The organism is Kitasatospora sp. NPDC059599, from assembly GCF_042735125.1.
GTDB lineage: Bacteria > Actinomycetota > Actinomycetes > Streptomycetales > Streptomycetaceae > Kitasatospora.
In genome coordinates, this window is record NZ_JBHWCL010000053.1 from 20,470 (window position 1) to 45,638 (window position 25,169).

The following is a 25,169-nucleotide window of genomic DNA, read 5'->3' on the forward strand; positions in this document are numbered from 1 at the left end:
ATGCCGCAGCAGACCGAGTGCCCGAGCTGTTCCGAGCCGATGGACCGTGAGGACGCCTACTGCGGCTCCTGCGGGGCCGGTCGGGACGGCCGGGCCGCCCCGGGCGCGATGCCCGCGGGCTGGGCCGCCGCCCGGGGTGAGGCCGTACCGCAGCAACGCGGACCGGTCTGCGTGCACTGCGGGCAGCCGCAGGTCACCGCGGACGGCTACTGCGAGGGCTGCGGCGGCGCCCAGCCGCGCCCGCGCGACCACATGGAGAAGGCGCTCGCGGGCGTCGCCGGGGTCAGCGACCGCGGCGTGCGCCACCACCGCAACGAGGACAGCTTCACCGTCGCCGCGAGCTCGCTGCCCGGCGGCGAACCGGTCGTGGTCGCCGTGGTGTGCGACGGCGTCTCCTCCTCCGACCGCCCGGACGAGGCCTCGGCAACCGCCGTCGACGCCGCCTCCGAGTCGCTGCTGACCTCGCTGGAGGCCGGCCGGGACCCGAACGAGGCGATGCGTTCGGCCGTCGCCGACGCCGCCAAGGCCGTCGCCGACCTGGCGACCGACGGCGCCGGCCCCACCCGGCCCGACCTCAACGCGCCCGCCTGCACCTTCGTCAGCGCGATAGCGGTGGGCAGCCGGGTCACCATCGGCTGGGTCGGCGACACCCGCGCGTACTGGATCCCGGACGACCGCGCCGCCGCCGAGCCCTTCCGACTCACCCAGGACGACTCCTGGGCGGCCCGGATGGTCGAGGCCGGGCTGATGAGCGAGGCCGAGGCCTACGCCGACCCGCGCGCGCACGCGATCACCGGCTGGCTCGGCGCCGACGCCGAGGAGGTCGTGCCGCACACCCTCGACTTCACCCCGCACGTCCCCGGCGTGGTGCTGATCTGCACCGACGGGCTGTGGAACTACGCCGAGGCGGCCACCGACCTGGCCTACTACGTGCGCCCGGACGCCCGCGCCGAACCGCTGGCGACAGCCCAGACCCTGGTGAAGTTCGCGGTCGCCGCCGGCGGCCACGACAACATCACCGTCGCGGTGCTGCCGATCGACCCGCCCGCCGTGCCCGTCGAGGAGGCCGACCCGACCCCCACGGCGCTGGACCTGCCGGTGCTGGAGCGCCCGGGGCCGGCCGCGCGCCCGGTCCCGGAGGACGACGAGGACCACGACCCGACCCTGCCGGACATCCCGGTGATCGGCTCCCCCGCCGCCCCGCTGCCCCCGGCACCGCCGGTACCGCCCGCACCGCCGGCGGTCCCGCCGGCACCGCCCGCCGCACCGCCCGTCCCGCCGCCCGTCCCGCCGCTGCCGCCGCACCCGCCGACGGCCTGACCCGCCGTCCGGCCGCCGGCCCTGCGCCACGGTCCGCCGGCCCGGCCGGCGGACCGCCCCGCGTCCTGATCGCATCCACCCCCTCACCCGACGGGAGCCGACCGCCCCATGGCAACACTGGCGAAGCCGAACCTGCCCAGGTTCGACGTGGAGATCTTCCAGAACGAGTACCTGGCCGACGGCGCCCGCGAGGTCAACGCCATCGTCACCGTCACCTCGACCGGCGGAGGCACCTCCGGCGGCCGCCCGCTCGGGATCGCCGACGCCGGACCGGCCGGGGCCGAGGCGGCCACCGCCGTGGTGGTCCTGGTGGACTGCTCGGGGTCGATGGACTACCCCAAGAGCAAGATCAACGGCGCCCGGGAGGCCACCGCCGCCGCCATCGACGCGCTGCGCGACGGCACCGCCTTCGCGGTGGTCGCCGGCACCCACGAGGCCCGCGACATCTACCCCGGCGACGGCACCCTCGCCACCGCCTCCGCCGCCACCCGCGAGCAGGCCAAGGAGTCGCTGCGCCGCCTCACCGCGGCCGGCGGCACCGCGATGGGCACCTGGCTGGCCAAGGCCGACAAGCTCTTCCTGACCCGCCGCGACATCGCCATCCGGCACACCATCCTGCTCACCGACGGCAACAACGAGCACGAGTCGGCGGAGGACCTGGCCCGCACCGTCGAACGGGTCAGCGGCCACTTCACCGCCGACTGCCGAGGCGTGGGCACCGACTGGCGGATCGACGAACTGCGCACGATCTCCTCGGCGCTGCTCGGCACCGTCGACATCGTCGCCGAGCCCTCCGGCCTCGCCGAGGACTTCCGCTCGATGATGGCCGGCGCGATGGGCAAGCAGGTCGCCGACGTCGCGCTGCGGATCTGGACCCCGGCCAACGCCACCGTGAAGTTCGTCAAGCAGGTCGCCCCCGCCGTCGAGGACCTGACCGCCCGCCGAACCGAGGCCGGGCCCCGGGCCGGCGACTACCCCACCGGCTCCTGGGGCGACGAGAGCCGCGACTACCACGTCTGCGTGCAGGTCCCGGCCGCCGTGGTCGGCAGCGAGATGCTCGCCGCCCGGATCAGCCTGGTGCTGCCCCCGCAGGTCGGCAGCGGCACCCCCGAGGTGCTCAGCCAGGGCCTGGTCAAGGCGGTCTGGACCGACGACCTGGCGTCCTCCACCCGGATCAGCCCGCAGGTCGCCCACTACACCGGGCAGGCCGAGCTCGCCTCCTCCATCCAGGAGGGCCTGGAGGCCCACCGCGCCGGCGACGTCGACCGCGCCACCGCCAAGCTGGGCGCCGCCGTCCGGATCGCGCACGCGACCGGGAACGAAGGCACGTTCAAGCTCCTGCAGAAGGTGGTGGACGTGGTGGACCCGAAGGAGGGTACGGTTCGGTTCCGTAAGAACGTGAGCGAGGCCGACTCGATGACCCTCGAGACCCGGTCCACCAAGACGGTACGTGTGAAGAAGTGACCGCTGAAGACGTGACCGGGCCGGCACCCCGGCGCGGCGCCGCACCGAGCCGGCCCGAAACGAGGGGGACCTGATGCCGATCTGCCCGAGGGGCCACGAGTCGCAGGCCGAGGACTGGTGCGACTTCTGCGGCTTCCCGATGACCCCGCCGGCCCCGGCCCCGGGCGCCCACGGGGGCTACCCGGGTGCGCCCGGCACCGGACCCGCACCCGGCGCACCCGCCGGGCACCCGGAGCACGGCGGTGCGCCCTACGGCCCGCCGCCGGTTCCCCCGACCGCGCCGCCCGGGGCCGTGCCCCCGCCGCCGCCCGCGCCCTTCCCGCCCGCGGGCCCGACGCCCCCGCCGGGCGCCTACCCTCCCCCCGGCGCTTACCCGCCGCCCGGGGCCTACCCGCCCGCCGGCCACGCGGCAGCGCAGGGCCTCACCGAGGGCCTGACCGTCTGCCCGATCTGCCGCAGCCCGCAGACCGGCCGGTTCTGCGAGGAGTGCGGCTACGACTACGAGCTCTCCACGCCCTCGCACCGCCAGGCCCCGGCCGCCGGCGCGCCCGCGCCCGGCCCGGCCCAGCCGCCCCCGCTGAACATCCCGGCGGCGTACGGCGGCGCCCCGCAGCAGCCACAGTCCCCGTACGGCCAGGCGCCGCACGAGCAGGCGTCGCACGAGCAGGCCCCCGGCCGGCAGGCCGTCGCCCCGCCCGTCCCGCAGCAGTCGCAGGCCCCGGCGCAGCCGCACACCTACGGCTACCCGCCCGTCGGCGGGCAGCAGGGGACGGCGCCGGAGGCCGCGTTCCCCGAGGCCCCGGTCCGCGAGGACTCCGGCCCGGTGTACGCCCAGCCGGCCGGCCCCGGCCCGAACAACCGCGGCGGCGACTTCGGCACGTCCTTCCACCTCGCCCCGCCGCAGCCGCAGCACCCCCAGCACGAGGCCGCCCCGGCCGAGCCGGTGCGGACCACCTGGATCGCCGTGGTCGCGGCCGACCGGGACTACTTCACCGACATGATGGCCCGCAGCGGCCCCGAGGCGGCCGGCCTGTTCTTCCCGCCGTACTGCCCCGAGCGCCGTATCCCGCTGACCGGCCGCGGCCAGCTGCGGATCGGCCGGCGCAGCCAGCACCGGGGCACCGTGCCGGAGATCGACCTGTCCGTCCCCCCGGAGGACCCGGGCGCCTCGCACCAGCACGCGCTGCTCGCCGAGCAGGCGGACGGCAGCTGGGTGCTGGTGGACCAGGACTCGACCAACGGCACCACCATGAACGGCGGCGCGGAGCCGGTCGCCCCGCACACCGCGGTGCCGCTGAACGACGGTGACCGGATCCACATCGGCGCCTGGACGACCATCACGGTGCACCGCGCCTGACACATCCCTGAGTGCGCGTCAGCGACAACTCCGGCCGGGCCGGGCGGAATTCAACATTTCGCCCGGCCCGGCCTTTCTTCCCGATTCCTCAAAGAATCCCCAAATCCCGGTCCACGGTGTGCACAGGACGCCCCGGAACCCCTATTCTCAGGGCACATGACTGCAGCTATATCCGCCGACGGCATCCGTCAGCGGTACGGGGATGTGCAGGCCGTCGACGGGGTGTCCCTCACCGTCGAGGCCGGCGAGTTCTACGGGATCCTGGGCCCCAACGGCGCCGGGAAGACCACGACCATGGAGATCCTGGAAGGCGTCCGTCAACCGGACGAGGGCCGGGTCGAGCTGCTGGGGATGGCTCCCTGGCCGCGCAATCCGAAGCTGCTGCCGCGAATCGGCGTGCAGTTCCAAGCTTCCGCTTTCTTCCGGAAACTGACGGCCCGGGAGACCATCCGCACCTTCGCGTCGTTCTACGGGGTCGGCCCCAAGCGGGCCGACGCGATGCTGGAGCGGGTCGGTCTCGCCGACAAGTCCGAGACCCTGACCGACCAGATGTCCGGCGGCCAGGCCCAGCGCCTGTCGATCGCCTGCGCGCTCGCCCACGACCCCGAGCTCGTCTTCCTGGACGAGCCCACCACCGGTCTGGACCCGCAGGCCCGGCGCAACCTCTGGGACCTCCTGCGCGACATCAACGCCGAGGGCCGCACGGTCGTGCTGACCACGCACTACCTGGACGAGGCCGAGGTCCTCTGCGACCGGGTCTCGATCATGGACCACGGGAAGATCCTGCACACCGGCGCCCCGGCGGCGCTGATCCGCGAGATCGACGACACCGTCCGGATCAGCGTGGCCTCCGGCCAGCTGCCGGTCGACCGGGCCCGCGAGCTGCTGACCGCGGGCGGCGCCGACATCGCCACCCTGGAGGACGACACCGTCTCGCTCTCCGTCTCCACCCGCCTTCCGGGCCCGGTGCTCAGCGTCCTGGCCGAGCAGAACGCGCTGCGCGGCCTCGAAGTGCGCGGCGCCACCCTGGAGGACGTCTTCCTCCAGCTGACCGGACGGGAGTTCCGCGCATGACCGCCACCACCCCCACCGAGCCGAAGGTCCCCGCCCAGCGGGGCGGTCCGGCCGGCGCCACCGGCGAGCGGGAGCGGGTCAGCGCGTTCTGGAGCCTGTCCCGCGCGATGCTGCTCGGCATGAAGCGCGACCGCACCGCGACCTTCTTCATCCTGCTCTTCCCGCTGGTGTTCCTGGTCTTCTTCGGCACCGTGACCAAGGGCGCCGGCAGCCCGCACGCCAAGGTGGCCCAGGTCGGCGCGGTGAAGCTGTTCGACTCGATGCAGGGCGACGCCCGGTCCGGGCTGAACGAGGTCCTCACCATCACCAGGGCCGACGACGAGGCGGCCACGCTGGAGAAGGTCCGCAAGGGCGACTTCGACGCGATGATCACGCAGGGCCCGGACGGCAAGGTCGAGCTGCGCTACAGCGCCGCCGACACGGTCCGCGCCGGCGCGCTCCGGGGCATCCTCGACTCGGTGGTCCAGAGCGCCAACCAGGCGGCCACCGGCCAGCCGCCGGCCTACGTGCTGGACGCCCAGCAGGTCGAGGACAAGTCGCTCAAGCCGATCCAGTTCCTCACCCCCGGCCTGCTCGGCTGGGCCGTCGCCACCGGCGCGGTGTTCGGCGCCGCGCTGACGCTGGTCAACTGGCGCAAGACCAAGGTGCTGCGCCGACTGCGGCTGGCCCCGATCAGCGCGGGCACGGTCATCAGCTCCCGGGTCGTGGTCTCGCTGCTGACCGCGCTCCTGCAGAGCGCCGTCTTCCTGGTCGTCGCCACGAGCTTCTTCGGGCTCAAGCTCACCGGCAACTGGTGGCTGATCATCCCGCTGGTGGCCTGCGCGACGCTCGCCTTCATGTCGATCGGCCTGCTGGCCGGCTCGGTCGCCAAGACCGAGGAGGCAGCCAACGGCATCTCCCAGGTCATCGTGCTGCCGATGTCCTTCCTGTCCGGCTCGTTCTTCCCGCTGGACGGCGCCCCGGGCTGGCTGCAGACCGTCTCCAAGGTCATGCCGCTGCACTACCTGGTCGAGTCCGCCCAGACGGTGCTGACCCGCGGCGGCGGCGTCATGGACGCCCTGCCGACCATGGGCGGCCTGCTGCTCTTCGCGGCGGCGCTGACCGGGGTCGCCTGGAAGCTGTTCAAGTGGGAGGACGTCTGACGGTCCCGCACCGACGGTCGATCCCGACGGGGTCGTACGCCTCCGGACCCGCGCCCTTGGTCCTGGTGTACGACCCCGTCGGCGTCTGCGACCATGGTCGGGTGAGAGAGATCCGGCGGGGCACGTTGAGCGAGGAGACCTTCTTCGACCAGGTCGGCGGTGAGCCGACCTTCCGACGTCTGGCCCACCTGTTCTACGAGGGCATCGCCGAGGACGAACTGCTGCGGCCGATGTACCCCGAGGACGACCTCGGCCCGGCCGAGGAGCGCATGGCGCTGTTCCTGATGCAGTACTGGGGCGGCCCGCGCACCTACAGCGACCGGCGGGGCCACCCCCGGCTGCGGATGCGGCACGCGCCGTTCAAGGTCGACCGCGCGGCCCACGACGCCTGGCTGAAGCACATGCGGGCAGCCGTCGCGGGTCTGGAGCTGGAGGCCGACCACGAGCGGCAGTTGCTGGACTACCTGACGTACGCCGCCGCCTCGATGATCAACACCGAGGGCTGAGCGGAGCGGCGGCCCTCCCGGGCCGCACCGGCCCCGGATCGTGCCGGCCCTGGATCCTGTCGGCCCTGGATCCTGCCGTCCGCGGATCCTGCCGGCCCCGGCCGCGTCGGCCGATCGGGCGTGCTGTCGGACCGGACGTGCTACCCGACCGGGCTGAGCCCCAGCCCCGCGCCCGGCGCGGCCACGGTGCGCACCGCCACCGAGCCCGCCGGGGCGCTCAGCCGCAGCCAGCCCCCCGCCCGGTGCACGGAGAGCGGCACACCGGGCTTCAGGAAGCCCATCACGTGCGCGGCGTGCACCGCCCGCAGCGGCAGCTCCGGCAGCACGGACACCGGCCGGGACCAGATCTCGTCGGCCAGCGCGTCCAGCACCGCACGGGTCCGGTGGTGCACCGGCACGGCCTCGCTGCGCTCGCGGAACTCCCGCACCCCGGCCATGAGTTCCGGGTACACCTCGGCCACCGGCGGGGCCCCGGCCGGCCGCCAGCCGGTGCGCGGCGGCAGCAGTCCGGCCCAGGCCGGGCCGGTCACCGGCGCGGGCAGCGCGACGCTGCCCGCCTCGTCGTCCACGCCGTCCAGCAGTCGCCCCGCCGAGACGGTCAGGTCCACCGCCTCGTCGAGGCCGCCCAGCCGCGCGGTCCGGATCGCCAGCGCGCCCGAACCGCCCAGCGGCAGCCGCCCGAAGACCGCCAGCACACCGTCCCCGCCGCCCGGCCCCACCGCCTGCAGGCGCACCGCGGCCGCCTTGTCGAAGCGCAGCAGGCGCAGCAGGAAGGCGGAGAGGTCGGCGGCCTCCCCGGCGTCGGTCAGGGCGAGGCGGGCGGTGACGGTCAACGCAGCTCAGCTCGAATCATCACGTGGCGGTCGGTCGGCGGCGGTCAGACGGCGGCGGGCACGGCGGCGGCCTTCGCGGCAGCGGGCACGGCGGCCTTCGCCGCGGCGGGCACCGCGGCGGTCCTCGCCTCGGCGGGCTCCTCCATGAAACGGCCGAGGAACTCCCGCTCCACGGGCGAGATCCGGCGCGGCCGGCCCTCGGCCAGGTCGTAGGGCACGACCACGGTGGACGCCCGGACGTACACGGTCTCGGTGCCGTCCTCCGCGACGTCCTTGACCTCGTACGAGACGGTCAGCGCGGCGCCACCGATCTTCGTCACCCAGGTCTCGACGGTGACCGGCTCCGGCCGGTGCACCAGCGGGCGCTTGTAGTCGATCTCGTGGCGCGCCACCACCGAACCGCCCGCGAACTCCCCGGCGCCGGCCGCGGCGGCCTGGGTGAACATGAAGTCGATCCGGGCCTCCTCCAGGTAACGCAGGAAGACCACGTTGTTGACGTGCCCGAAGGCGTCCATGTCGGACCAGCGCAGCGGGCAGGCGTAGATGTGGCGAGCCACGGGTGTTCTCCTCGGTTCCGGTCGCCCGCCGCCGCCGTCTCCTCGCGGACGACGGACGGTGGCGATGGGCCGCGGCCCGGCAGGCCGCCCCGGAGGGCAGTCTGCCGGGCCGTCGTGACAGCTGGGTGTCAGCCTCGGGTCAGCTTCTTGTACGTGGCCCGGTGCGGACGGGCGGCGTCGGCGCCGAGCCGCTCGATCTTGTTCTTCTCGTAGGACTCGAAGTTGCCCTCGAACCAGAACCACTTGCTCTCGCCCTCGTAGGCGAGGATGTGGGTGGCCACCCGGTCCAGGAACCAACGGTCGTGGGAGATGACCACGGCGCAGCCGGGGAACTCCAGCAGGGCGTTCTCCAGCGAGGAGAGCGTCTCGACGTCGAGGTCGTTGGTGGGCTCGTCGAGGAGCAGCAGGTTGCCGCCCTGCTTGAGGGTGAGCGCCAGGTTCAGGCGGTTGCGCTCACCGCCGGAGAGCACACCGGCCGGCTTCTGCTGGTCCGGGCCCTTGAAGCCGAAGGCCGACACGTAGGCGCGGGACGGCATCTCGACCTGGCCGACGTTGATCCAGTCCAGACCGTCGGAGACGACCTCCCAGAGGGTCTTCTTCGGGTCGATGTTGGAGCGGGACTGGTCGACGTAGCTGATCTTGACCGTCTCGCCGACCTTGACCGTGCCGCTGTCCGGGGTCTCCATGTCCTGGAGCATCTTGAACAGGGTGGTCTTGCCGGCGCCGTTCGGGCCGATGATGCCGACGATGCCGTTGCGCGGCAGGGTGAAGCTGAGGTCGTCGATCAGGACCTTCTCGCCGAAGGCCTTGTTGAGGTTCTCGACCTCGATGACGACGCTGCCCAGACGCGGGCCCGGCGGGATCTGGATCTCCTCGAAGTCCAGCTTCCGCATCTTGTCGGCCTCGGCCGCCATCTCCTCGTAGCGGGCCAGACGCGCCTTGGACTTCGCCTGGCGGCCCTTGGCGTTGGAGCGGACCCACTCCAGCTCTTCCTTGAGGCGCTTGGCGCGCTTCGCGTCCTTCTGCCCCTCGACCTTGAGACGCGACTGCTTGGTCTCCAGGTAGGTCGAGTAGTTGCCCTCGTACGGGTAGGCGCGGCCGCGGTCGAGCTCCAGGATCCACTCGGCGACGTTGTCCAGGAAGTACCGGTCGTGGGTGACGGCGACGACGGTGCCCTTGTACTTCTCCAGGTGCTGCTCCAGCCAGTTCACCGACTCGGCGTCCAGGTGGTTGGTGGGCTCGTCGAGCAGCAGCAGGTCGGGGGCCTCCAGCAGCAGCTTGCAGAGCGCGACGCGGCGCTTCTCGCCACCGGAGAGCTTGGTGACCGGCCAGTCGCCGGGCGGGCAGCCCAGGGCGTCCATGGCCTGCTCCAGCTGGGCGTCCAGGTCCCAGGCCTCGGCGTGGTCCAGGTCCTCCTGGAGCTTGCCCATCTCGTCCAGCAGCGCGTCCGAGTAGTCGGTCGCCATCAGCTCGGCGATCTCGTTGAAGCGGTTGAGCTTCCCCTTGATCTCCTTGACGCCGTCCTCGACGTTCTCCAGAACGGTCTTGGACTCGTCGAGCGGCGGCTCCTGGAGCAGCATGCCGACGGTGAAGCCGGGCGAGAGGAAGGCGTCGCCGTTGGAGGGCTGCTCCAGGCCGGCCATCATCTTCAGCACGGTGGACTTACCGGCGCCGTTGGGGCCCACGACGCCGATCTTCGCTCCGGGGAGGAAGCTGAGCGTCACGTCGTCAAGGATGACCTTGTCTCCGTGAGCCTTGCGCACCTTGCGCATCGTGTAGATGTATTCCGCCACGTGAGATCGCTCCGGCGTCGTCGGGAGTAATTCGGGTTTCAGCGTTCCATTGTGCCGCACCCGGCCGCGGGTCCCGAACCGCCGTGGTGCCCCTCCGGGGTATCCCCGGCCCCGCCGGCGCGTGCCGGGGCCCGCGCCGGCCGCCTCCCCCGCGAACGCCCGGGCCCGGTCCCGGACGATCACGGAGGTCGGAGCCCGTGGAACGCGGAAGCCCGGCCCGGTGGAGCCCGGAAACCCGACCCCGCGGAGCGCGGAAACCCGGCCCCGTGAAACGCAGAAGCCCGGCCCCCCGCAGCGATTGCGGGGGGCCGGGCCGGGCTCTGCGTCAGGGCTTCAGGGGGTCAGCGCCCCCGGGGCCCGCGGAGCCGGGTCAGGCGGTGGTGCGACCGTGGCGGCCGCGGCGGCGCAGGACGAAGACTGCGGCGCCACCGGCCACGACCAGGCCACCGGCGACGGCGGCGAGGATCGGGGTCGAGTCATTGGCACCGGTCTGGGCCAGGCCACCGGTGCCCGGGGCGGTGCTGGTCGGAGCCGGGGACGGGTGGCCGGCGCCGGTGCTCGGGGTGCCCGAGGGGGTGCCGGTCGGGGCCGGGGTGCCCGACGGGGTGCCGGTCGGCGTGCCGGTCGGGGTGCCCGTGCCGGTCTTGCAGTCCAGGACGCCCTCGAAGTCGCGGCTGTAGCCGTTCGGGCCGGTGACGGTGATCTTGTAACCGGTCTTCTCGGCGACCGGGACGAGCACGCTCTCGGTCTTGCCGGGCTGGACGGTCACCTGCTGCTTGCCGACCGTGACGGTACCGGCCTCGTCGCCACCGTTGGTGACGGAGACGCGCACGCCGTTGTTGGCGCACTCGACCTTGGCGGTGCTGTCGATCAGCGCGCCCTTGCCCTGCTTCCAGGTGGCCTTGGCCGCGTCCGCGACGTTCAGCTTGGTGGAGCCGGCCAGGATCATGGTCTGGCTGTGGTCCTCACGGGTGTAGCCCTTGCTGAGGAAGACACGGCCGCTGGGGACCACGGTGGAGGCGGTGGCGTTCACCGTGACCGAGCCGTCCGGGGTGCCGGCCGGCACGTCCAGGAACAGCTGGGTGTCCTTGGCGATCGGACCGGCGACCGAGCCGCCGACCGGCTTGTTGTCCTTGTCCAGCAGCTTGACCTTGTCGGCGGCGTCGCCGCTGACGGCCAGCTTCACCTCGGAGGCGCTGGAGTTGAGGGTGAACGGGCCGAGCTTGGCGCCGGACTTGCCGGAGACCGAGTCCGGGCTGAGGCTCAGCGAGGGCTTGGGCTCGGCGGCGATGCCCTTGTTGGCGGCGCCGGTCAGGTAGTCCCGGAGCTTCTTGGCCTCGGGGCTGCGCGGGGTGGCGTTCTTGTTGTCCGAGTACTTCCAGATCGCGGCCTGGGTGCCCGCGGCGGCGTCCTCGGGGGTCAGGCTGCCCGCACCGGCGGCCTTGGCGAGCGCCGTGAGGTCCTTGACCTGCGGGTACGAGTTCTCCAGGATCCAACGGATCTTGGCGGCGGCCTCGACCTTGTTCTTGTCGCCGAGGGAGCTGGAGGCCCAGTCGGACTCCTGGTACTGAATCTTCTTCCGGATGTCGACCGGGAAGCCGAAGTCGATGCAGTAGGTCTGCAGCTCGCCGTCGGCGGTCTTGAGGGTGAACAGGCCGCCGTCGACCGTGCCCTCACCGTCGACGTCGATCTTCTCGCCGAGCATCGTGGGCTGCACCACTGCGGTCACGCCCGAACCCGGGGTGTCCGCCGCGACTGCCGCACCGGCGACGAACAGGCCTCCGCCCAACGCCACGCTGGTCGTGAGCATGACAGTGGTTATCCGGGACAGACTCCGCCCCTGCCTCTTGAACATCTGGGATCCCTCCGGGCCGGGCCGCTCCGAAGGGCAGCCCGCCGACTTGCCGTGCCGCGCGTGCCCCCTGTGGCACTGCTGCGGGTATGAACCAGACGAATCCTATTGACCCCCAGAGGTCCCGAAACCCCCATGCGAAATCAGGACGATTCCGTATCTGGATCGTTATCAATCCCCCCAGATTCCACACAAGCTGACGGTCGACCAGAAAATCTCCGGCCACTTTCCGTTATCCGCCGGGATTGCGCGTGCGGGCACAACAACCTTCTCGATCAACATATTTGTCGACAGGGAAGGTCACCGACCCGTCAGTTCGGCGCATCCGGCCCGACACCTTCCCGATCCCCCTCGGACACCTCCTCCTGCCCACCCGTCACCGACCGCAGGCCCGGCGGCAACGCCCGCGGGCCGGACCCCGGAGCGGCCCCCGCCGCCACCGCCGGCGCCGCCGCGGCCGCCCTGCGCGCCTCCAGTGCGCTCACGATCCACTCCGGCACCACCTCGACTCCGGGCTCCGCCCCGGCCTCCGCCCCGGCCGACCTCGCACCGACCGCCGGCTCCCCGCGCACCCCGGCCGCCCAACGGAACGCCGAGGTACCACGGGTGAGGTCGTGTCCGACCGATCGGGCGTCGATCTCCGCCCGGCTGCGCCGCGCCTCCCCGTCCACCCACTCCCGCACCCGCAGCCGACCGCTCACCAGCACCGGATCGCCCTTGGCCAGCGAGCCGATCAGGTTCACCGCCAGCGCCCGCCAGGCCGTCACCGTCACCCACTGCGTCCCGCCGTCCACCCAGCACCGGCGCTGCCGGTCGTACCGCCGCTCGGTGCAGCCGATCCGGAAGGTGGCCGTCGGCACCCCGCCGGAGGTTTCCGCATAGCTCACCTCCGTCGCGACATTGCCGAGCACCGTCACATGCATCTCGTTCACAGCGCACTCTCCGTTCTCGCCGATGCACCGTACGGAATCGACCGGTGCATCCGGAGCATGCACTTCGGGAGAAATTCGGGCCAGTGACTTCCTAAATCCTGTGGATAACTCGGCCCTGTGGAACAGCTGTCACTCGCAGGGGTGAATTTCAGCCTCCGGGGGGCGCTTCGCCCCCGTCTCTTCGCGGCCATGACAACAAACCCGCTGATCGACGCCGGGGGCCGACGCGCGCCGGAACGCCCGCCGGCGACCGTCCGCGCACGTCATCCGACCGGTGCGGCCGCGATTACCGCCCCCCACCCTCGCCGCCGGCGGCACATTCTCCGTGTCGAATCCATAACGGGTGAGGAGGCAGCCCCGTAACGAGTGCACAACGTCCGGCGCCGAAGACTCCCAGACCGCTGCACTCACGGCGTTCACCTGCGATTATCGGACCGCTCCACCAAACCGACACACCAGCGACGGTGTCGTCACACCCGGCCGAGGAACTGGACACCCTTATCCTGTCCCCGACAGGGCGAGGGCCCACCGACCCCCACCCCCACCCCTCGGGCACGGGGCGGACAGCGCGCGCCCAGGCGCTAGCCGCCCGGTCCCGGCCACGGTCACGCCCACCGAGGGTGTCGCCCGTCCCGCCCCCATAGCTCAGCGGATAGAGCACCCGCCTTCTAAGCGGTAGGTCGCAGGTTCGAATCCTGCTGGGGGCACCACCCTGCAATTCCCGCAGGCCGCCACGCCATTCGCGACCATGCGTAGCCGGCCGGGTCCGCCCGGTAATGTCCGGCACCCACCGCGCATAACCCGTGACAATCCGTGTCATGCCCGCTGCGAAAACTCCCGGCGGCCATTGCCGCGCCGCTCCGGGAATCGCCCCGGTGGCAATCGCCCGGCCCGGACAATCCCGCCAGGCTCCGCGAACGGCGGAAATCCCGGGCGAATCCCCCACCCGGGACATTCCGCCGGCCCGCCGACGACCGGTCAGCCCGCCAGCCCCGCCAGGTGGGCGTCCAGCAGCGCGATCTGCCGCGCCGGCGGGAACTCCGCCGGGGCGAACAGCGCCTGCACCACCAGCCCGAGCACGAAGGCCTGCGCCCCGGCGGCGACTTCGGCCGGATCGGCCCCCGCCGGGAGCTCGCCGAGCCGCTGGGCGTCCGCGACGAGCTCCGTGAGCGCCACCCGCGAGCGGGCGTACCGGCCCCCGTGGGCGTCCGTCAGCTCCGGATCGGCCAGGGCGTGGTCCCAGGAGCCGACCCAGATCCGGTTGCCCGCCGCGGCGTCCTCGTCCAGCGGCAGCACGTCCAGCAGCGCCGCCCGCAGCCGGGGCAGTCCGGCGGGCGGCGGCGGGCTGCCGTCGGCGGGCGCGGTGCGCCGGGGCCGTTCGCCCGAGCGCCGGTCCAGCTCCTCCAGGGCGTGCCGCAGCAGTGCCCGCTTGTTCGGGAAGTAGTGCGTCAACAGTCCGGTGGAGGCACCCAGCTCGGCGGCCACCGCGCGCAGGGTCAGTCCCTCGAAGCCCCGGGCGGAAAGCACCCGCCACACCCCCTCGGACACGTCCGAGCGGCGGGCGTCATGGTCTCCACGGGCCGGTGTCATGAGGGCTATCGTACATACCAAACGTTTGTTATGAATGATTCCGACCAGCCGCGCACCACCCGTGAAAGGCCCGCCCGTGTTTGCCGTACCGCTCACCGACACCGCCGAACTGCGACCGCTGGAGCCGTGGCAGGCCCCGGAGTTCCTGGCCCACATCGACCGGGCCCGCGCCCACACCGACCCGTGGATCCCGTGGGCCACCTTCTCCACCGACCCGGAATCGGCCCGCGCCACCCTGCAGCGCTACGCCGACGGCCAGGCCGCCGACCAGAAGCGGATCTTCGGCATCTGGCGGGACGGCACCCTGGTCGGCGGCGTGATGTTCGTCGGATTCGACACCACGTCCGGCGTCTGCGAGATCGGCGCCTGGACCGAGCCGGCCGGCGAGGGCGGCGGGCTCATCACCGCCGCCGTCCGGAAGCTGCTCGACTACGCCTTCGTCACCCGCGGCCTGCACCGCGCCGAGTGGTGGTGCACCTCGGTCAACGCCCGCAGCCGCGCCGTCGCCGAGCGGGTCGGCATGAAGCGGGACGGCGTGCTGCGCGAGTGGTACCTCCACAACGGCGTCCGCCTCGACAAGGAGATCTGGGCGATCCTGGCCCACGAGTGGTCCGCCCGGGCCTGAGCCCCCGGCGCCGCCCGAGCCCGGGCCTGGCGCACGGCGACGGCCCGGTGGACTCCCCCGCAGTCCACCGGGCCGCTCGTCGCTCCGAGCCCTGACGACCGCTCGGGCCGCCGCGCTCCCCGCTTCCCGGCCGTTCAGGCCCTTCAGGCCCTTCAGGCCGCGAGCACCGGCCGCTCCCCTTCGGAGCGCTCGGTCTCCGACGCGCCGCCCGCACTCCCGGCCGACCGCAGCCGCAGCGCCAGCAGCAGGGCCACCGCCAGCAGCCCGCCGGCCGAAAGGAACACCACGTCCACCGCGTCGGTGAAACCGACCAGAGCGTGCTCACGGGCGGCGCCGGTGAGCGTGCGGAGCGCACCGACCGTCCCTCCGGGCTCGCCCGCCTGGTAGACCCGGGTCAGCACGGTGCCGAACAGCGTCGCGCCGAGTGCGCTGCCGAGGGTCTGGAAGAAGCGCACCCCGGTGGTCGCGACGCCGAGCTGGTGGGCGGGTGCGGCCCCCTGCACCAGCATGACCAGCTGGCCGATCAGCTGGCCCAGCCCGCAGCCCAGCAGGGCGAGTTCGGCCAGCACCACCCACAGCGGGGTGGTCGGCCCGGTGAGGCCGAGCAGGGCCAGGGCGAGCGCCGCGAGGCCGGCCCCGGCCACCAGGAAGGTCCGCGGCACGTGGCCGCGGGCGGTCAGCCTGCCGACCAACAGGCCGACCGCGGTCATCCCGGCCGCCATCGGGATCAGGTAGAGGCTCGCCGTGGTCGGCTCGACGCCGCGGGCGATCTGCAGGTAGATCATCACGTAGACGATCGACCCGGTCATGGCCACCCCGACCAGGCCCTGGATCGCGAAGCCCAGCCGCACCGCACGGATCCGGAACAGCGACAGCGGCAGCACCGGTTCCGCGGCGGTGGCCTGACGCCACAGGAAGAGCACGAAGGCGGCCAGGGTCGCGGCGCCGAGCCCGAGGATCACCGGGGAGGTCCAGGCGTGGTCCTTGCCGCCCCACTCGGTGATCAGCAGCAGCCCGGTGGTGAAGGCCGCGGCGAGGGCCGCGCCGAGGAAGTCCAGGCTGCCCCGGCCAGCCGACGCCGGCAGCTTGAGCACCAGGGCGGCGCCGACCAGGACCAGCAGGCCGAGCGGCAGGTTGACGTAGAAGATCCAGCGCCAGCTGAGGTGGTCGGTGAGCAGCGCCCCGATCAGCGGGCCGACGGCCATGCCGAGGCCGGCGACGATGCCGCCCGCCGCCCCGCCCTTGCCCCCGCCCTCCTGCTCCGGGTCCCTGAGGTGGGCCATCACCACCATGGTGACGCTCATCAGTCCGCCGCCGCCGATGCCCTGGACGGCCCGGAAGGCGATCAGCTGCTCCATGCTCCGGGCAGCCCCGCAGAGCGCCGAGCCGAGCAGGAAGGTGCCGACCGAGCCGAGCAGTACGCGCTTGGCGCCGTACAGGTCGCAGAGCTTGCCGTACAGCGGGAGCAGCGCGGTGGCGGCCAGGGCGAAGGCGCTGACCAGCCAGGGCAGTCGGTCGACGCCGTGGACGGGGTCGAGCTCGCGGACGATCGGCACGCTGGCCGCCGACACGATGTTCATGTCGAGCACCGCCAGCACGATCGTGACCAGGCAGATCAGCATGCCCAGCCCGCGCCGGGCCGGTGTCATCAGGGTGGTCGGTGCCATCGTCGGGTCCCCCCAGGGTCGGTGGAGTTCGGTCCGGACCGGGTCGGCCCGGCGGAACGGCACCACCCTGACAGTATTTTTGGACCGGGTCAATCCTTGGGCTCGGGACACATTTCATCCAGGCATATTGATAATCTTGGTCAATCCTTGATCCTGGTACAGTCACCCCATGGCATCCCCCTCCGGCTTCGAACGCGGCCTCGATCACGGCTTCGACCTCGACGCGCTCCCCCTGCGTGAGCGCAAGAAGATCCAGACCGGCATCCGGCTCTGGCGCACCGCCGTCACGCTGTTCGCCGAACGGGGCTTCGACCAGGTGTCGGTGGCCGAGATCGCGGCCGCCGCCGACGTGTCCAAGATGACCGTCTTCAACTACTTCCCCACCAAGGAAGACCTGGTCATGGGCCCGATGGAGCAGCACATCGACGAGCCGGCCCGGGTGGTGCGCGAACGCGCCCCGGGCAGCTCCGCGGTGGAGGCGCTGCGCGCGCACTACCTCGCCGCGCTGGCGGTGTTCGACCCCTCGACCGGCCTGTCCGACGACCGGGTCGTCCTCGACGTGGTCCGGGTGATCCACCAGACCCCGACCCTGCTCGTGCGCGCCACCGCCGGCTTCGACCGGAAGTCCCAGACCCTGCTGGCCGCCGAACTGCTCGCGCAGGACCCGGACCACGACGAGTTCACCGCCAAGGTCGCCGCCGCCCAACTGCTGGCGGCCCAGCTGACCCTGACCGCCGACAACCAGCGCCGGATGCTGGCCGGCGAGCGCGCCGAGGACGCCCTGCCCGCCGCGCTCGACGCGGCCCACCGCGCCTTCGCCATGGTCGAACGGGGCCTCGGGGACTACGGCGCCGGCACCGCCTGAGAGAGTGGGCGCACCACGACCGACCGGAGGTGCGCATGGACCAGCCGCTGCTCACACGGGACCGCTCCGCCCTGCCCGCCCGGGCGGAGGGCCTCCACGCGTACGTCGGCGAGGACGGCGTCGCGGTGCTGGAGTTCGCCCGCCCGCACCGCCGCAACGCGGTGACGCTGGCGATCTGGGCGGCGCTGCCCGAGGCGCTGGAGCAGCTCGCGGCCCGCACGGACGTGCGCGCCCTGCTGCTGACCGGCGCCGGCAACACCTTCAGCGCGGGCGCGGACATCGGCGAACTCGCCGAGGTGTACGGCGACCCGAAGCGCGCGGACGCCTACCACGCGGTCAACGTCGCCGCCGAGGAGGCGCTGGCGGCGTTCCCGCACCCGACGATCGCGGTGGTGCACGGTGCCTGCGTGGGCGGCGGCTGCCAGCTGGCCGTCGCCTGCGACCTGCGGTTCGTCGCCGAGGACGCCCGGCTGGGCATCACCCCGGCCAAGCTCGGCGTGGTCTACCCGGCGGTGCCGACCCTGCGGCTGGCCCGGCTGGTCGGCCCCGCCCGCGCCAAGTACCTGCTGTTCTCCGGCGAGTTGGTGGCGGGCCGGGACGCCCTGCCGCTGGGCCTCGCCGAGCGCGTCCTGCCGGACGCCGAACTGGACGCCGCCGCGCTGGACTTCGCCCGCGTGCTGACCCAGCGTTCGCCGCAGACCATCGGCGCCGTGAAGGCCGCCCTGGCCGTCCCGCCCGAGCGGGCAGCCGAGGCACTGGCCCCCTGGGAGCGCCGTTCCCGCGAAGCCCCGGACGTCCACGAGGGCCTCGCCGCCTTCCTGGAGGGCCGCCCGGCGCTCTTCTGAGCAGCCGCTCCCGGCAGCGGCCGTCCTGCCGACCGGGGACCCGGGACCGCCGGCCCGGAGACGGGGCGGCTCCCGTACGATCGTCCGGCCGGCGTCGAACCGCCACCCGACCGCTCCGCCCGGCCCTCCGCCCGGCCCCCGCCCGACCACTTCTCCCGACTCCGGAGCGACACCCCGATGACGACCGAGGCCCCGACCACCCCCGGCCCCCGGACGATCTGGGCCCGCCGCATCACCGACGGCGTCGAGCCGAAGAACGTGATCATCGCCCTGCTCCCGCTGCTGGGCGGCCTGCGCTACGGCTGGCCGGGCATCGGCTGGGCGGCCTTCGCGGCCCTGTTCGCGGCCGTCATCCCCACCGTGTTCATCCGGCGCGGCGTCCGCAAGGGCACGGTGGAGGACCGTCACGTCGGCCACCGGCAGAGCCGGCTGACCGTCCTTCCGCTCATCATGGGTTCGGTGCTGCTCAGCTTCGCGGTGATGATCCGGCTGGACGCCCCGGCCGACCTGACCGCCCTGGTGCTGGCGATGTTCGCCTCACTGATCCCGATCCTGGTGATCACCGCCTGGTGGAAGGTCTCGGTGCACACCGCGGTGACGGCCGGCGCGGTGGTCTGCCTGGCCGTCGCGCTCGGCCCGCTCTGGCTGCTGCTCTCCCCGCTGGTCCCGCTCGTCGGGTGGTCCCGGGTGGTGCTGCGGGACCACACCGTCGCCCAGACGGTCGTCGGCGCGGTGGTGGGCGCGCTCACCGCCGGACTCGCCTTCTGGGCCGCCCGCTAGGGCTTGTCTGACAATTCGCGTCGCATCAGCGCGCGGCGTTGGGCGCCCGGCTGGGCGTGCCGCCGGAGCGTCCTCGTACTGGACGTACTTGGACGATTCGGCGGTGCGTCCAGGCGGGATGCCCGGCGTCGTGCGCGCGGCGGGAATTGTCAGACAAGCCCTAGGTCCTGTCCGGCCGAAGGCCGTTCCGCCCCTGGCCCCCGAGGGTTCGGCACGGAACGGCCGGTGCGCCGCTCAACGGAACGGCCGGTGCGCCGCTCAGCGGATCGGCCGGTGCGCCGCTCAGCGGATCGGCACCCCCGAGATCGCCCGGGCGATCACCAGCCGCTGGATCTCGCTGGTCCCCTCGAAGATCGAGTAGATCGCGCTGTCCCGGTGCATCCGCTCCACCGGGTACTCCCGGGTGAAGCCGTTGCCGCCGAGGATCTGCATCGCCTGCGCGGTGACGTACTTGGCCGTCTCGCCCGCGTACAGCTTGGACATCGAGCCCTCGGCCGCGGTGAACGGCTGGTTGGTGACCGCCATCCAGGACGCCCGCCACACCAGCAGCCGGGCCGCGTCGATCCGGGTCTTCATGTCGGCGAGCTGGAAGGCCACGCCCTGGTTGTCGATGATCGGACGGCCGAACTGCTCGCGCGTCTTCGCGTAGTCCAGCGCCACCTCGTACGCGGCCCGGGCGATGCCGATCGCCTGCGCGCCGACGGCGGGGCGGGAGGCCTCGAAGGTGGCCATCGCCGCGTTGCCCTTGCCGCCCGGGCGCTTGACGCCCTCGCGGGCCCGGGCCAGCCGCTCGTCCAGCTTCTCCTTGCCGCCGAGCAGGCAGCTGCCGGGCACCCGGACGCCGTCCAGCACCACCTCGGCGGTGTGCGAGGCCCGGATGCCGTGCTTCTTGAACTTCTGGCCCTGGCTCAGTCCGGGCGTGCCGGGCGGGACGACGAAGGAGGCCTGTCCCTTGGCGCCGAGCTCCGGGTCGACGGTGGCGACCACCACGTGGACGGCGGCGATCCCGCCGTTGGTGGCCCAGGTCTTGGTGCCGTTGAGCACCCACTCGTCCTTGGCCTGGTCGTACACGGCCCGGGTGCGCAGCGCGGAGACGTCGGAGCCGGCGTCCGGCTCGGAGGAGCAGAACGCGGCCACCTTGAGGTCGTCGGGGGTGCCGAACATCTGCGGGGTCCAGGTGCCGATCTGCTCGTCGGTGCCGTTGGCGAGCACCGCGACGGCGGCCAGCGTGGTGCCGACGATGGACAGCCCGATACCGGCGTCGCCCCAGAACAGCTCCTCCATGGCGATCGGGATGCCGACGCCGGAGGGGTCGAAGTACTGCTGGGCGTAGAAGTCGAGCGAGTAGATGCCCAGTTTGGCGGCCTCCTGGATGATCGGCCAGGGGGTCTCCTCGCGCTCGTCCCACTCGGCCGCGGCCGGGCGCATCACGTCGGCGGCGAAGCCGTGCAGCCAGTCGCGTACGGCGAGCTGGTCCGCGCCCGGGTCCAGCGAGAACGTGCTGCTCATGGGTGCTTGCCTCCGAAGACGTGTGCGGCCGACCGGGGTGTTACCTCGGGTAACATCGTCGGAGTCTGCTACTGATTGGTAACCGGTGTCAACGCCCGTGCCGGGTACCGACGCCGGGTCAGTCCCCCGACTCCGAGGAGCAGCGCATGTCCCGAGAGCCCCGCCGCGAGCAACTGCTCAACGCCGCCGACCGGGTCATCCAGCGCGAGGGGCCCGGCGCCAGCATGAACGCCATCGCCGCCGAGGCCGGCATCACCAAGCCGATCCTCTACCGGCACTTCGGCGACCGGAACGGCCTGATCGGAGCACTCACCGAGCGCCACACCGGCGGCCTGCTCGCCGCCGTCCGGGCCGCCCTCGCCGAACCGCTGGAGCGCCGCGACCGGGTCGAGCACGTGCTGGACACCTACCTCGCCGGGATCGAGGCCCGCCCGCAGGTCTACCGGCTGCTCACCCACCCCGAGCCGGGCGACCCGAGCGGCGCCGGCAACGCGCTCGCCCCCGCCCTGCGGCAGATCGCCGAGGAGATCACCCGGGCCGTGCAGAACCAGGTCGACCTCGGCGCCGACCGCGACCTGCTCGCCGAAGCCTGGGGCCGCGGCATCACCGGCATGGTGCTGGCCGCCGGGGACTGGTGGCTGGAGACCAGGCCCTGCTCGCGGACCCGGATGGTGCAGGCCCTGGCCGACCTGCTCTGGGGGCGCCTGGCCGCCGCCGCGGACCTGCCGACCGCCGTCCTCCCGACCGCGCCGGTCGAGCCCGCCGCGGACTGACCGCCCACCGGCCGAACTCCCCTTCCGCGCACGACCCTTGTGCGCACGACCCTTGTGCGGCACACGACAGGCCGGGCATCATCGGGCCCCCGTCCCCCCGCCGTGCGAGGTCCCGATGCGCCTGCGCCGCACCGCCGTTGCCCTGCTGCTCGCCGCCACCGCCGTCCTCACCGCCGCCCCGGCCCAGGGCGCCCCGGCCCAGGCCCCCGGCGGCCACCGGGACCGCTTCCCCACCGGCACGGCCACCACCCCGGACGGCCGCACCGCCCTGACCGACGCCCGGGGCCGCCGGCTCGGGCTGCGCGGCTTCAACCTCGACAAGTACGCCGAGGCCACCCCTGCCGACCTCGACGCCGTCGCCGCCCGGGGCTACACGCTCGTCCGGCTGCCGGTCTCCTGGACCAGGCTGGAACCCCGGCGCGGCCGCCTCGAAGCTGCCGAGCTGAACCGCCTGCGGCAACTCCTCGACCGGGCCGACCGCCTCGGCCTGCTCGTCCTGGTCGACTTCCACCAGGACGTCTACGGGCCGAAGTTCGGCGGCGGCACCAACGGCATCCCGGTCTGGGCCACCCGGGACGACGGCCTGCCCTTCACCCCCGACCCGGACGACTGGTTCGCCGGCTACTTCCAGCCCGCCGTCCAGGCCGCCTTCCGCCACCTCTACGACGACCCCGACCTGCGCGCCTGGCAGGCCGACTTCTACACCCGGCTGGCCCGCGAACTGCGCGGCCACCGCTCGCTGTTGGGCTACGACCTGTTCAACGAGCCGTTCGGCCCGGTGGACGGCGACCCGAGCGACCCGGCCGTGCTGGCCGCCGCCTCCGCCGCCCTGGAGCGGGGCCGGCTCGCCGACATGTACCGCCGGCTGATCTCCGCCGTGCGCCGGGCCGACGACCGCGCCTGGCTGTTCGTGGAGCCGACGGTCCTGGTCGGCCAGGGCGTGCCGACGCAGCTGCCCGGATTCACCGACCCGCGCCCAGGCGCGCCCCGGCTCGGCTACGCGCCGCACTTCTACGACACCGCGGTCGAGAACGGCGCCGACTGGGACCCGTCCGACGGCTTCGTCGAGCAGTACTCCGCCGCGATCACCGCCTACCCCGCCGCCCACCGCCTGCCGGTCCTGGTCGGCGAGTGGGGACCGCCGAACTCCCGCACGCCGGGCAACCGCGAGCTGGTCCGCCGGCAGGTCGCCGCGATGGACGGCTTCGCCGAGGGCTGGACGATGTGGTACTGGTGCCGGGGCACCGGCGGCTACTGCGCGCTCGACCCGGCCGGGCGGCCCGCCCCCGGCGACGAGCCCGCCTTCGGCCCGTTCCCGGCCGCCGTGGCCGGCAGCGGCGTCCGCACCGACGGCGGCACCGTCCGCTGGAGCTCCGACGGCACCGGGCAGGACAGCGAACTCGTCCTGCCGCCGGACGCGTTCCCGCACGGCGCGGGCGTCGCGGTCTCCCCCGCCGGTGCCCGCGTCGAGGTCGAGCAGCCCGCGGCCGGGCGTGCGGGAACCGTACGGATCCGGCTCCCGCACGCCCGCCCGGGCACCCCCGTGGAGGTCACCCTCACGGCGCGCTGACGCCCCGCCGCGGCGGCCCCGGGTGGTGACCCGCGGCTACACAGCCCGCGGCGGCCCCGGGTGGTGACCCGCGGCTACAGCAGCCCGCGGCGGGCCAGCAGCGGCCCGGTCTCCGGCGCCCGGCCGACCACGGCGCGGAAGGACTCCAGCGGGTCCCGGGCGAATCCGCGGGCCAGCAGCTCGCGCCGGAACAGCTCGCCGCTCTCCCGCACCGGCCGCCCGTTGCCCTCGAACCACTGCACGGTGTCGGCGTCCAGCACCTCCGACCAGATGTAGGCGTAGTACGCCGCGCTGTAGCCGCTGGCGAACACGTGCTGGAAGTACGTCGTGCGGTAGCGCGGCGGCACCGCGTCCACCGCGACGCCGGCCGCCGCGAGCGCCCGTGCCTCGAACTCCTCGGCGTCCGCGATCTCCTCGCCCTGCGGCACGGTGTGCCAGGCCCAGTCCAGCAGCGTGGCCGCCAGGTACTCCACCGTCCGGAAGCCCTGCCCGAAGCCCTCGGCCGCCGTCATCCGCTCGACCAGCTCGGTCGCCAGCGGCTCCCCGGTCTCGTGGTGGCGGGCGTAGTTGGCCAGCACCTCCGGCCGGACCATCCACATCTCGTTGACCTGTGACGGGAACTCCACGAAGTCCCGCGGCACCGCGGTGCCGGAGAACAGCGGGTACCGCACGTCCGAGAACAGGCCGTGCAGCGCGTGCCCGAACTCGTGGAACAGCGTGCGCACCTCGTCCCAGGACATCAGCACCGGCTCGCCGGGCGCCGGGCGCGGGATGTTGAGGTTGTTCAGCACCACCGGCCGCTGCCCGGTCAGCCCGGACTGGACGACCAGCGAGTCCATCCAGGCGCCGCCGCGCTTGGACGCCCGGGCGTGGAAGTCGCCGATGAACAGGCCCAGTCGGGTGCCGTCCTCCTCGAACACCTCGAAGACCCGCGCGTCCGGGTGGTGGGCCGTCAGGTCCGGCCGCTCGGTGAAGCTCAGTCCGTACGCCAGGTTCGCCGCGAAGAAGACGCCGTCGCGCAGCACCCGCTCCAGCTCGAAGTACGGGCGCAGCGCCGCCGCGTCCACCTGGAAGGAGCGCTGCCGGACCTTCTCCGAGTAGTACGCCCAGTCGTGCGCGGCGATCTCCCCGATCCCGTCCACGGCGGCCGCACCGGCCAGCTCGGCCGCCTCCCGGCGGGCGTTGGCCACGGCCGGCCCGACCAGGCGGGCCAGCAGGGCGGAGACCGCCCCGACCGTGCCGGCCGTCTCGTCCGCCACCACGTACGCGGCGTGGCTGGCGTGCCCCAGCAGCGCCGCCCGCTCGGCCCGCAGCCCGGCCATCCTGATCGCGATCGGCCCGTTGTCCCCGCTCCCGCGGCCGAGCGAGGCGGCGAGCAGCCGCTCGCGCACCGAGCGGTCGGTGAGCTGCGCCAGCTCGGGCTGGGTGGAGGTGTTCTGCAGGCTCAGCACGTACTTGCCCTCGTGACCGAGCACCCGGGCGTTCTCCGCCGCACCGGCGATCGCGCCCTCGGACAGGCCGGCCAGTTCCTCGGCGGAGTCCAGGACGAGCGCGGCGGCGCGGGTCGCGGCGTTCACGTTCTGCTGGAACGTCGTGCCCAGGGCGGCGAGTTCGGCGTTCAGCCCGCGCAGCCGGTCCTGCTCGGCCTCGCCCAGCCGGGCGCCGGAGCGCACGAAGCTCGTGTACCGGCGCTCCAGCAGCCGCAGCGACTCCGGGTCCAGGCCGAGCGCGTCGCGGGTCCCGTACAACGCCTCGATCCGGGCGAACAGCGCGCGGTCCAGGTGGATCGCGTCGTGGTGGGCCGCGAGCAGCGGGCTGACCTTGGCGTCCACCTCGTCCAGCAGGTCGGTGGTGTCGGAGGACGACTGGTTGCGGAACACCGCGTCCACCCGGTGCAGCAGTTCCCCGGAACGCTCCAGGGCCACCAGGGTGTTCTCGAAGGTCGGCGGGTTCCGGTCGGCGGTGATCGCCGCGATCTCGGCCAGCTGCTCGGCCGTCCCGCGCTCGTAGGCGGGCAGGTAGTGCTCCTCCCGGATCTCCGCGAAGGGGGGCAGCTCGTAGTCCAGCGTGCTGGGCCGGAAAAACGGGTTCTCGGTCATTTCGCCGACCATACGC

The 25,169-nt window shown here is 73.3% G+C and carries 21 protein-coding genes and 1 tRNA gene; 13 read left to right on the forward strand and 9 right to left on the reverse strand.

The window, feature by feature from the left end:
• From ACFV04_RS19870 to ACFV04_RS19895, 6 genes are all read left to right on the forward strand, one after another.
• The gene (locus ACFV04_RS19870; protein ID WP_380338821.1) at window positions 1–1,320 is read left to right on the forward strand and encodes a PP2C family protein-serine/threonine phosphatase; all 1,320 of its coding nucleotides are present in this window, start codon (window positions 1–3) and stop codon (window positions 1,318–1,320) included.
• A gap of 108 nt (window positions 1,321–1,428) precedes the next feature.
• A complete protein-coding gene (locus ACFV04_RS19875; protein WP_380338819.1) occupies window positions 1,429–2,784 on the forward strand; it encodes a VWA domain-containing protein in 1,356 nt (451 codons plus the stop codon).
• Between the two features lie 73 nt (window positions 2,785–2,857).
• Window positions 2,858–4,141 carry an FHA domain-containing protein gene (locus ACFV04_RS19880; protein ID WP_380338816.1) on the forward strand — a complete coding sequence of 428 codons (1,284 nt, stop codon included), beginning with the start codon at window positions 2,858–2,860 and terminating at the stop codon, window positions 4,139–4,141.
• Window positions 4,142–4,297: 156 nt separating this feature from the next.
• The gene (locus ACFV04_RS19885; RefSeq protein ID WP_380338813.1) at window positions 4,298–5,215 is read left to right on the forward strand and encodes an ABC transporter ATP-binding protein; all 918 of its coding nucleotides are present in this window, start codon (window positions 4,298–4,300) and stop codon (window positions 5,213–5,215) included.
• A complete protein-coding gene (locus ACFV04_RS19890; protein ID WP_380338810.1) occupies window positions 5,212–6,357 on the forward strand; it encodes an ABC transporter permease in 1,146 nt (381 codons plus the stop codon). The genes ACFV04_RS19885 and ACFV04_RS19890 overlap by 4 nt, the downstream gene beginning before the upstream one ends.
• 101 nt (window positions 6,358–6,458) lie before the next feature.
• Window positions 6,459–6,863 (forward strand): globin, encoded by a 405-nt coding sequence (locus tag ACFV04_RS19895; RefSeq protein WP_380338808.1) that lies wholly within the window; start codon window positions 6,459–6,461, stop codon window positions 6,861–6,863.
• A gap of 140 nt (window positions 6,864–7,003) precedes the next feature.
• Here the strand turns inward: ACFV04_RS19895 and ACFV04_RS19900 are convergent, their stop codons facing one another.
• The 5 genes from ACFV04_RS19900 to ACFV04_RS19920 all read right to left on the reverse strand — a co-directional run bounded on the left by ACFV04_RS19900 (window position 7,004) and on the right by ACFV04_RS19920 (window position 12,821).
• Complete coding sequence (locus ACFV04_RS19900) at window positions 7,004–7,696, reverse strand: hypothetical protein (RefSeq protein ID WP_380338806.1); 693 nt, start codon at window positions 7,694–7,696, stop codon at window positions 7,004–7,006.
• A gap of 44 nt (window positions 7,697–7,740) precedes the next feature.
• Entirely contained in the window at window positions 7,741–8,253 is a 513-nt protein-coding gene (locus ACFV04_RS19905) for an acyl-CoA thioesterase (protein WP_380338804.1), read from the reverse strand.
• A 128-nt stretch (window positions 8,254–8,381) separates the two neighbouring features.
• Window positions 8,382–10,046, reverse strand: a complete 1,665-nt coding sequence (gene ettA / locus ACFV04_RS19910) for an energy-dependent translational throttle protein EttA (RefSeq protein WP_360262381.1) — start codon at window positions 10,044–10,046, stop codon at window positions 8,382–8,384.
• Between the two features lie 370 nt (window positions 10,047–10,416).
• Entirely contained in the window at window positions 10,417–11,856 is a 1,440-nt protein-coding gene (locus ACFV04_RS19915) for a Cys-Gln thioester bond-forming surface protein (RefSeq protein WP_380338801.1), read from the reverse strand.
• Window positions 11,857–12,209: 353 nt separating this feature from the next.
• Complete coding sequence (locus tag ACFV04_RS19920) at window positions 12,210–12,821, reverse strand: single-stranded DNA-binding protein (protein ID WP_380530677.1); 612 nt, start codon at window positions 12,819–12,821, stop codon at window positions 12,210–12,212.
• Window positions 12,822–13,464: 643 nt separating this feature from the next.
• Here ACFV04_RS19920 and ACFV04_RS19925 point away from each other — a divergent pair.
• Window positions 13,465–13,540: transfer RNA gene (locus ACFV04_RS19925), tRNA-Arg, on the forward strand.
• A gap of 268 nt (window positions 13,541–13,808) precedes the next feature.
• Here the strand turns inward: ACFV04_RS19925 and ACFV04_RS19930 are convergent.
• Window positions 13,809–14,420: a TetR/AcrR family transcriptional regulator gene (locus ACFV04_RS19930; RefSeq protein WP_380530655.1), complete on the reverse strand. Its 612-nt coding sequence runs from the start codon at window positions 14,418–14,420 to the stop codon at window positions 13,809–13,811.
• Window positions 14,421–14,496: 76 nt separating this feature from the next.
• On the opposite strand from ACFV04_RS19930, the gene ACFV04_RS19935 reads away from it, so the two are divergent.
• On the forward strand, window positions 14,497–15,045 hold the full coding sequence (locus ACFV04_RS19935) for a GNAT family protein (protein ID WP_360262378.1): 549 nt from the start codon (window positions 14,497–14,499) through the stop codon (window positions 15,043–15,045).
• A 152-nt stretch (window positions 15,046–15,197) separates the two neighbouring features.
• Here ACFV04_RS19935 and ACFV04_RS19940 read toward each other — a convergent pair whose 3' ends face one another.
• Complete coding sequence (locus ACFV04_RS19940; RefSeq protein ID WP_380530658.1) at window positions 15,198–16,712, reverse strand: MFS transporter; 1,515 nt, start codon at window positions 16,710–16,712, stop codon at window positions 15,198–15,200.
• A gap of 169 nt (window positions 16,713–16,881) precedes the next feature.
• Here ACFV04_RS19940 and ACFV04_RS19945 point away from each other — a divergent pair, with 169 nt between their 5' ends.
• The 3 genes from ACFV04_RS19945 (at window position 16,882) to ACFV04_RS19955 (ending at window position 19,202) form a co-directional block, all read left to right on the forward strand.
• Window positions 16,882–17,577: a TetR/AcrR family transcriptional regulator gene (locus ACFV04_RS19945; RefSeq protein WP_380338796.1), complete on the forward strand. Its 696-nt coding sequence runs from the start codon at window positions 16,882–16,884 to the stop codon at window positions 17,575–17,577.
• 35 nt (window positions 17,578–17,612) lie between these two features.
• Entirely contained in the window at window positions 17,613–18,422 is an 810-nt protein-coding gene (locus tag ACFV04_RS19950; protein WP_380338794.1) for an enoyl-CoA hydratase/isomerase family protein, read from the forward strand.
• 177 nt (window positions 18,423–18,599) lie between these two features.
• Window positions 18,600–19,202 carry a hypothetical protein gene (locus ACFV04_RS19955; protein WP_380338793.1) on the forward strand — a complete coding sequence of 201 codons (603 nt, stop codon included), beginning with the start codon at window positions 18,600–18,602 and terminating at the stop codon, window positions 19,200–19,202.
• A 282-nt stretch (window positions 19,203–19,484) separates the two neighbouring features.
• Here ACFV04_RS19955 and ACFV04_RS19960 read toward each other — a convergent pair whose 3' ends face one another.
• On the reverse strand, window positions 19,485–20,711 hold the full coding sequence (locus tag ACFV04_RS19960; protein WP_380338792.1) for an acyl-CoA dehydrogenase family protein: 1,227 nt from the start codon (window positions 20,709–20,711) through the stop codon (window positions 19,485–19,487).
• Between the two features lie 146 nt (window positions 20,712–20,857).
• Here ACFV04_RS19960 and ACFV04_RS19965 point away from each other — a divergent pair, with 146 nt between their 5' ends.
• On the forward strand, window positions 20,858–21,484 hold the full coding sequence (locus ACFV04_RS19965; RefSeq protein ID WP_380338790.1) for a TetR family transcriptional regulator: 627 nt from the start codon (window positions 20,858–20,860) through the stop codon (window positions 21,482–21,484).
• A 115-nt stretch (window positions 21,485–21,599) separates the two neighbouring features.
• On the forward strand, window positions 21,600–23,054 hold the full coding sequence (locus tag ACFV04_RS19970; RefSeq protein ID WP_380530663.1) for a cellulase family glycosylhydrolase: 1,455 nt from the start codon (window positions 21,600–21,602) through the stop codon (window positions 23,052–23,054).
• 74 nt (window positions 23,055–23,128) lie between these two features.
• Here ACFV04_RS19970 and ACFV04_RS19975 read toward each other — a convergent pair whose 3' ends face one another.
• The gene (locus tag ACFV04_RS19975) at window positions 23,129–25,153 is read right to left on the reverse strand and encodes a M3 family metallopeptidase (RefSeq protein WP_380338784.1); all 2,025 of its coding nucleotides are present in this window, start codon (window positions 25,151–25,153) and stop codon (window positions 23,129–23,131) included.
• Between the last annotated feature and the right edge of the window lie 16 nt (window positions 25,154–25,169).

Bases quoted from the DNA above. Each gene is read 5' to 3' on its own strand.
- ACFV04_RS19870 (WP_380338821.1), top strand. From the start codon at position 1: ATGCCGCAGCAGACCGAGTGCCCGAGCTGTTCCGAGCCGATGGACCGT.
- ACFV04_RS19875 (WP_380338819.1), top strand. From the start codon at position 1,429: ATGGCAACACTGGCGAAGCCGAACCTGCCCAGGTTCGACGTGGAGATC.
- ACFV04_RS19880 (WP_380338816.1), top strand. From the start codon at position 2,858: ATGCCGATCTGCCCGAGGGGCCACGAGTCGCAGGCCGAGGACTGGTGC.
- ACFV04_RS19885 (WP_380338813.1), top strand. From the start codon at position 4,298: ATGACTGCAGCTATATCCGCCGACGGCATCCGTCAGCGGTACGGGGAT.
- ACFV04_RS19890 (WP_380338810.1), top strand. From the start codon at position 5,212: ATGACCGCCACCACCCCCACCGAGCCGAAGGTCCCCGCCCAGCGGGGC.
- ACFV04_RS19915 (WP_380338801.1), bottom strand. From the start codon at position 11,856: ATGCTCACGACCAGCGTGGCGTTGGGCGGAGGCCTGTTCGTCGCCGGT.
- ACFV04_RS19920 (WP_380530677.1), bottom strand. From the start codon at position 12,821: ATGCATGTGACGGTGCTCGGCAATGTCGCGACGGAGGTGAGCTATGCG.
- ACFV04_RS19930 (WP_380530655.1), bottom strand. From the start codon at position 14,420: ATGACACCGGCCCGTGGAGACCATGACGCCCGCCGCTCGGACGTGTCC.
- ACFV04_RS19940 (WP_380530658.1), bottom strand. From the start codon at position 16,712: ATGGCACCGACCACCCTGATGACACCGGCCCGGCGCGGGCTGGGCATG.
- ACFV04_RS19945 (WP_380338796.1), top strand. From the start codon at position 16,882: ATGGCATCCCCCTCCGGCTTCGAACGCGGCCTCGATCACGGCTTCGAC.
- ACFV04_RS19950 (WP_380338794.1), top strand. From the start codon at position 17,613: ATGGACCAGCCGCTGCTCACACGGGACCGCTCCGCCCTGCCCGCCCGG.
- ACFV04_RS19955 (WP_380338793.1), top strand. From the start codon at position 18,600: ATGACGACCGAGGCCCCGACCACCCCCGGCCCCCGGACGATCTGGGCC.
- ACFV04_RS19960 (WP_380338792.1), bottom strand. From the start codon at position 20,711: ATGAGCAGCACGTTCTCGCTGGACCCGGGCGCGGACCAGCTCGCCGTA.
- ACFV04_RS19965 (WP_380338790.1), top strand. From the start codon at position 20,858: ATGTCCCGAGAGCCCCGCCGCGAGCAACTGCTCAACGCCGCCGACCGG.
- ACFV04_RS19970 (WP_380530663.1), top strand. From the start codon at position 21,600: ATGCGCCTGCGCCGCACCGCCGTTGCCCTGCTGCTCGCCGCCACCGCC.
- ACFV04_RS19975 (WP_380338784.1), bottom strand. From the start codon at position 25,153: ATGACCGAGAACCCGTTTTTCCGGCCCAGCACGCTGGACTACGAGCTG.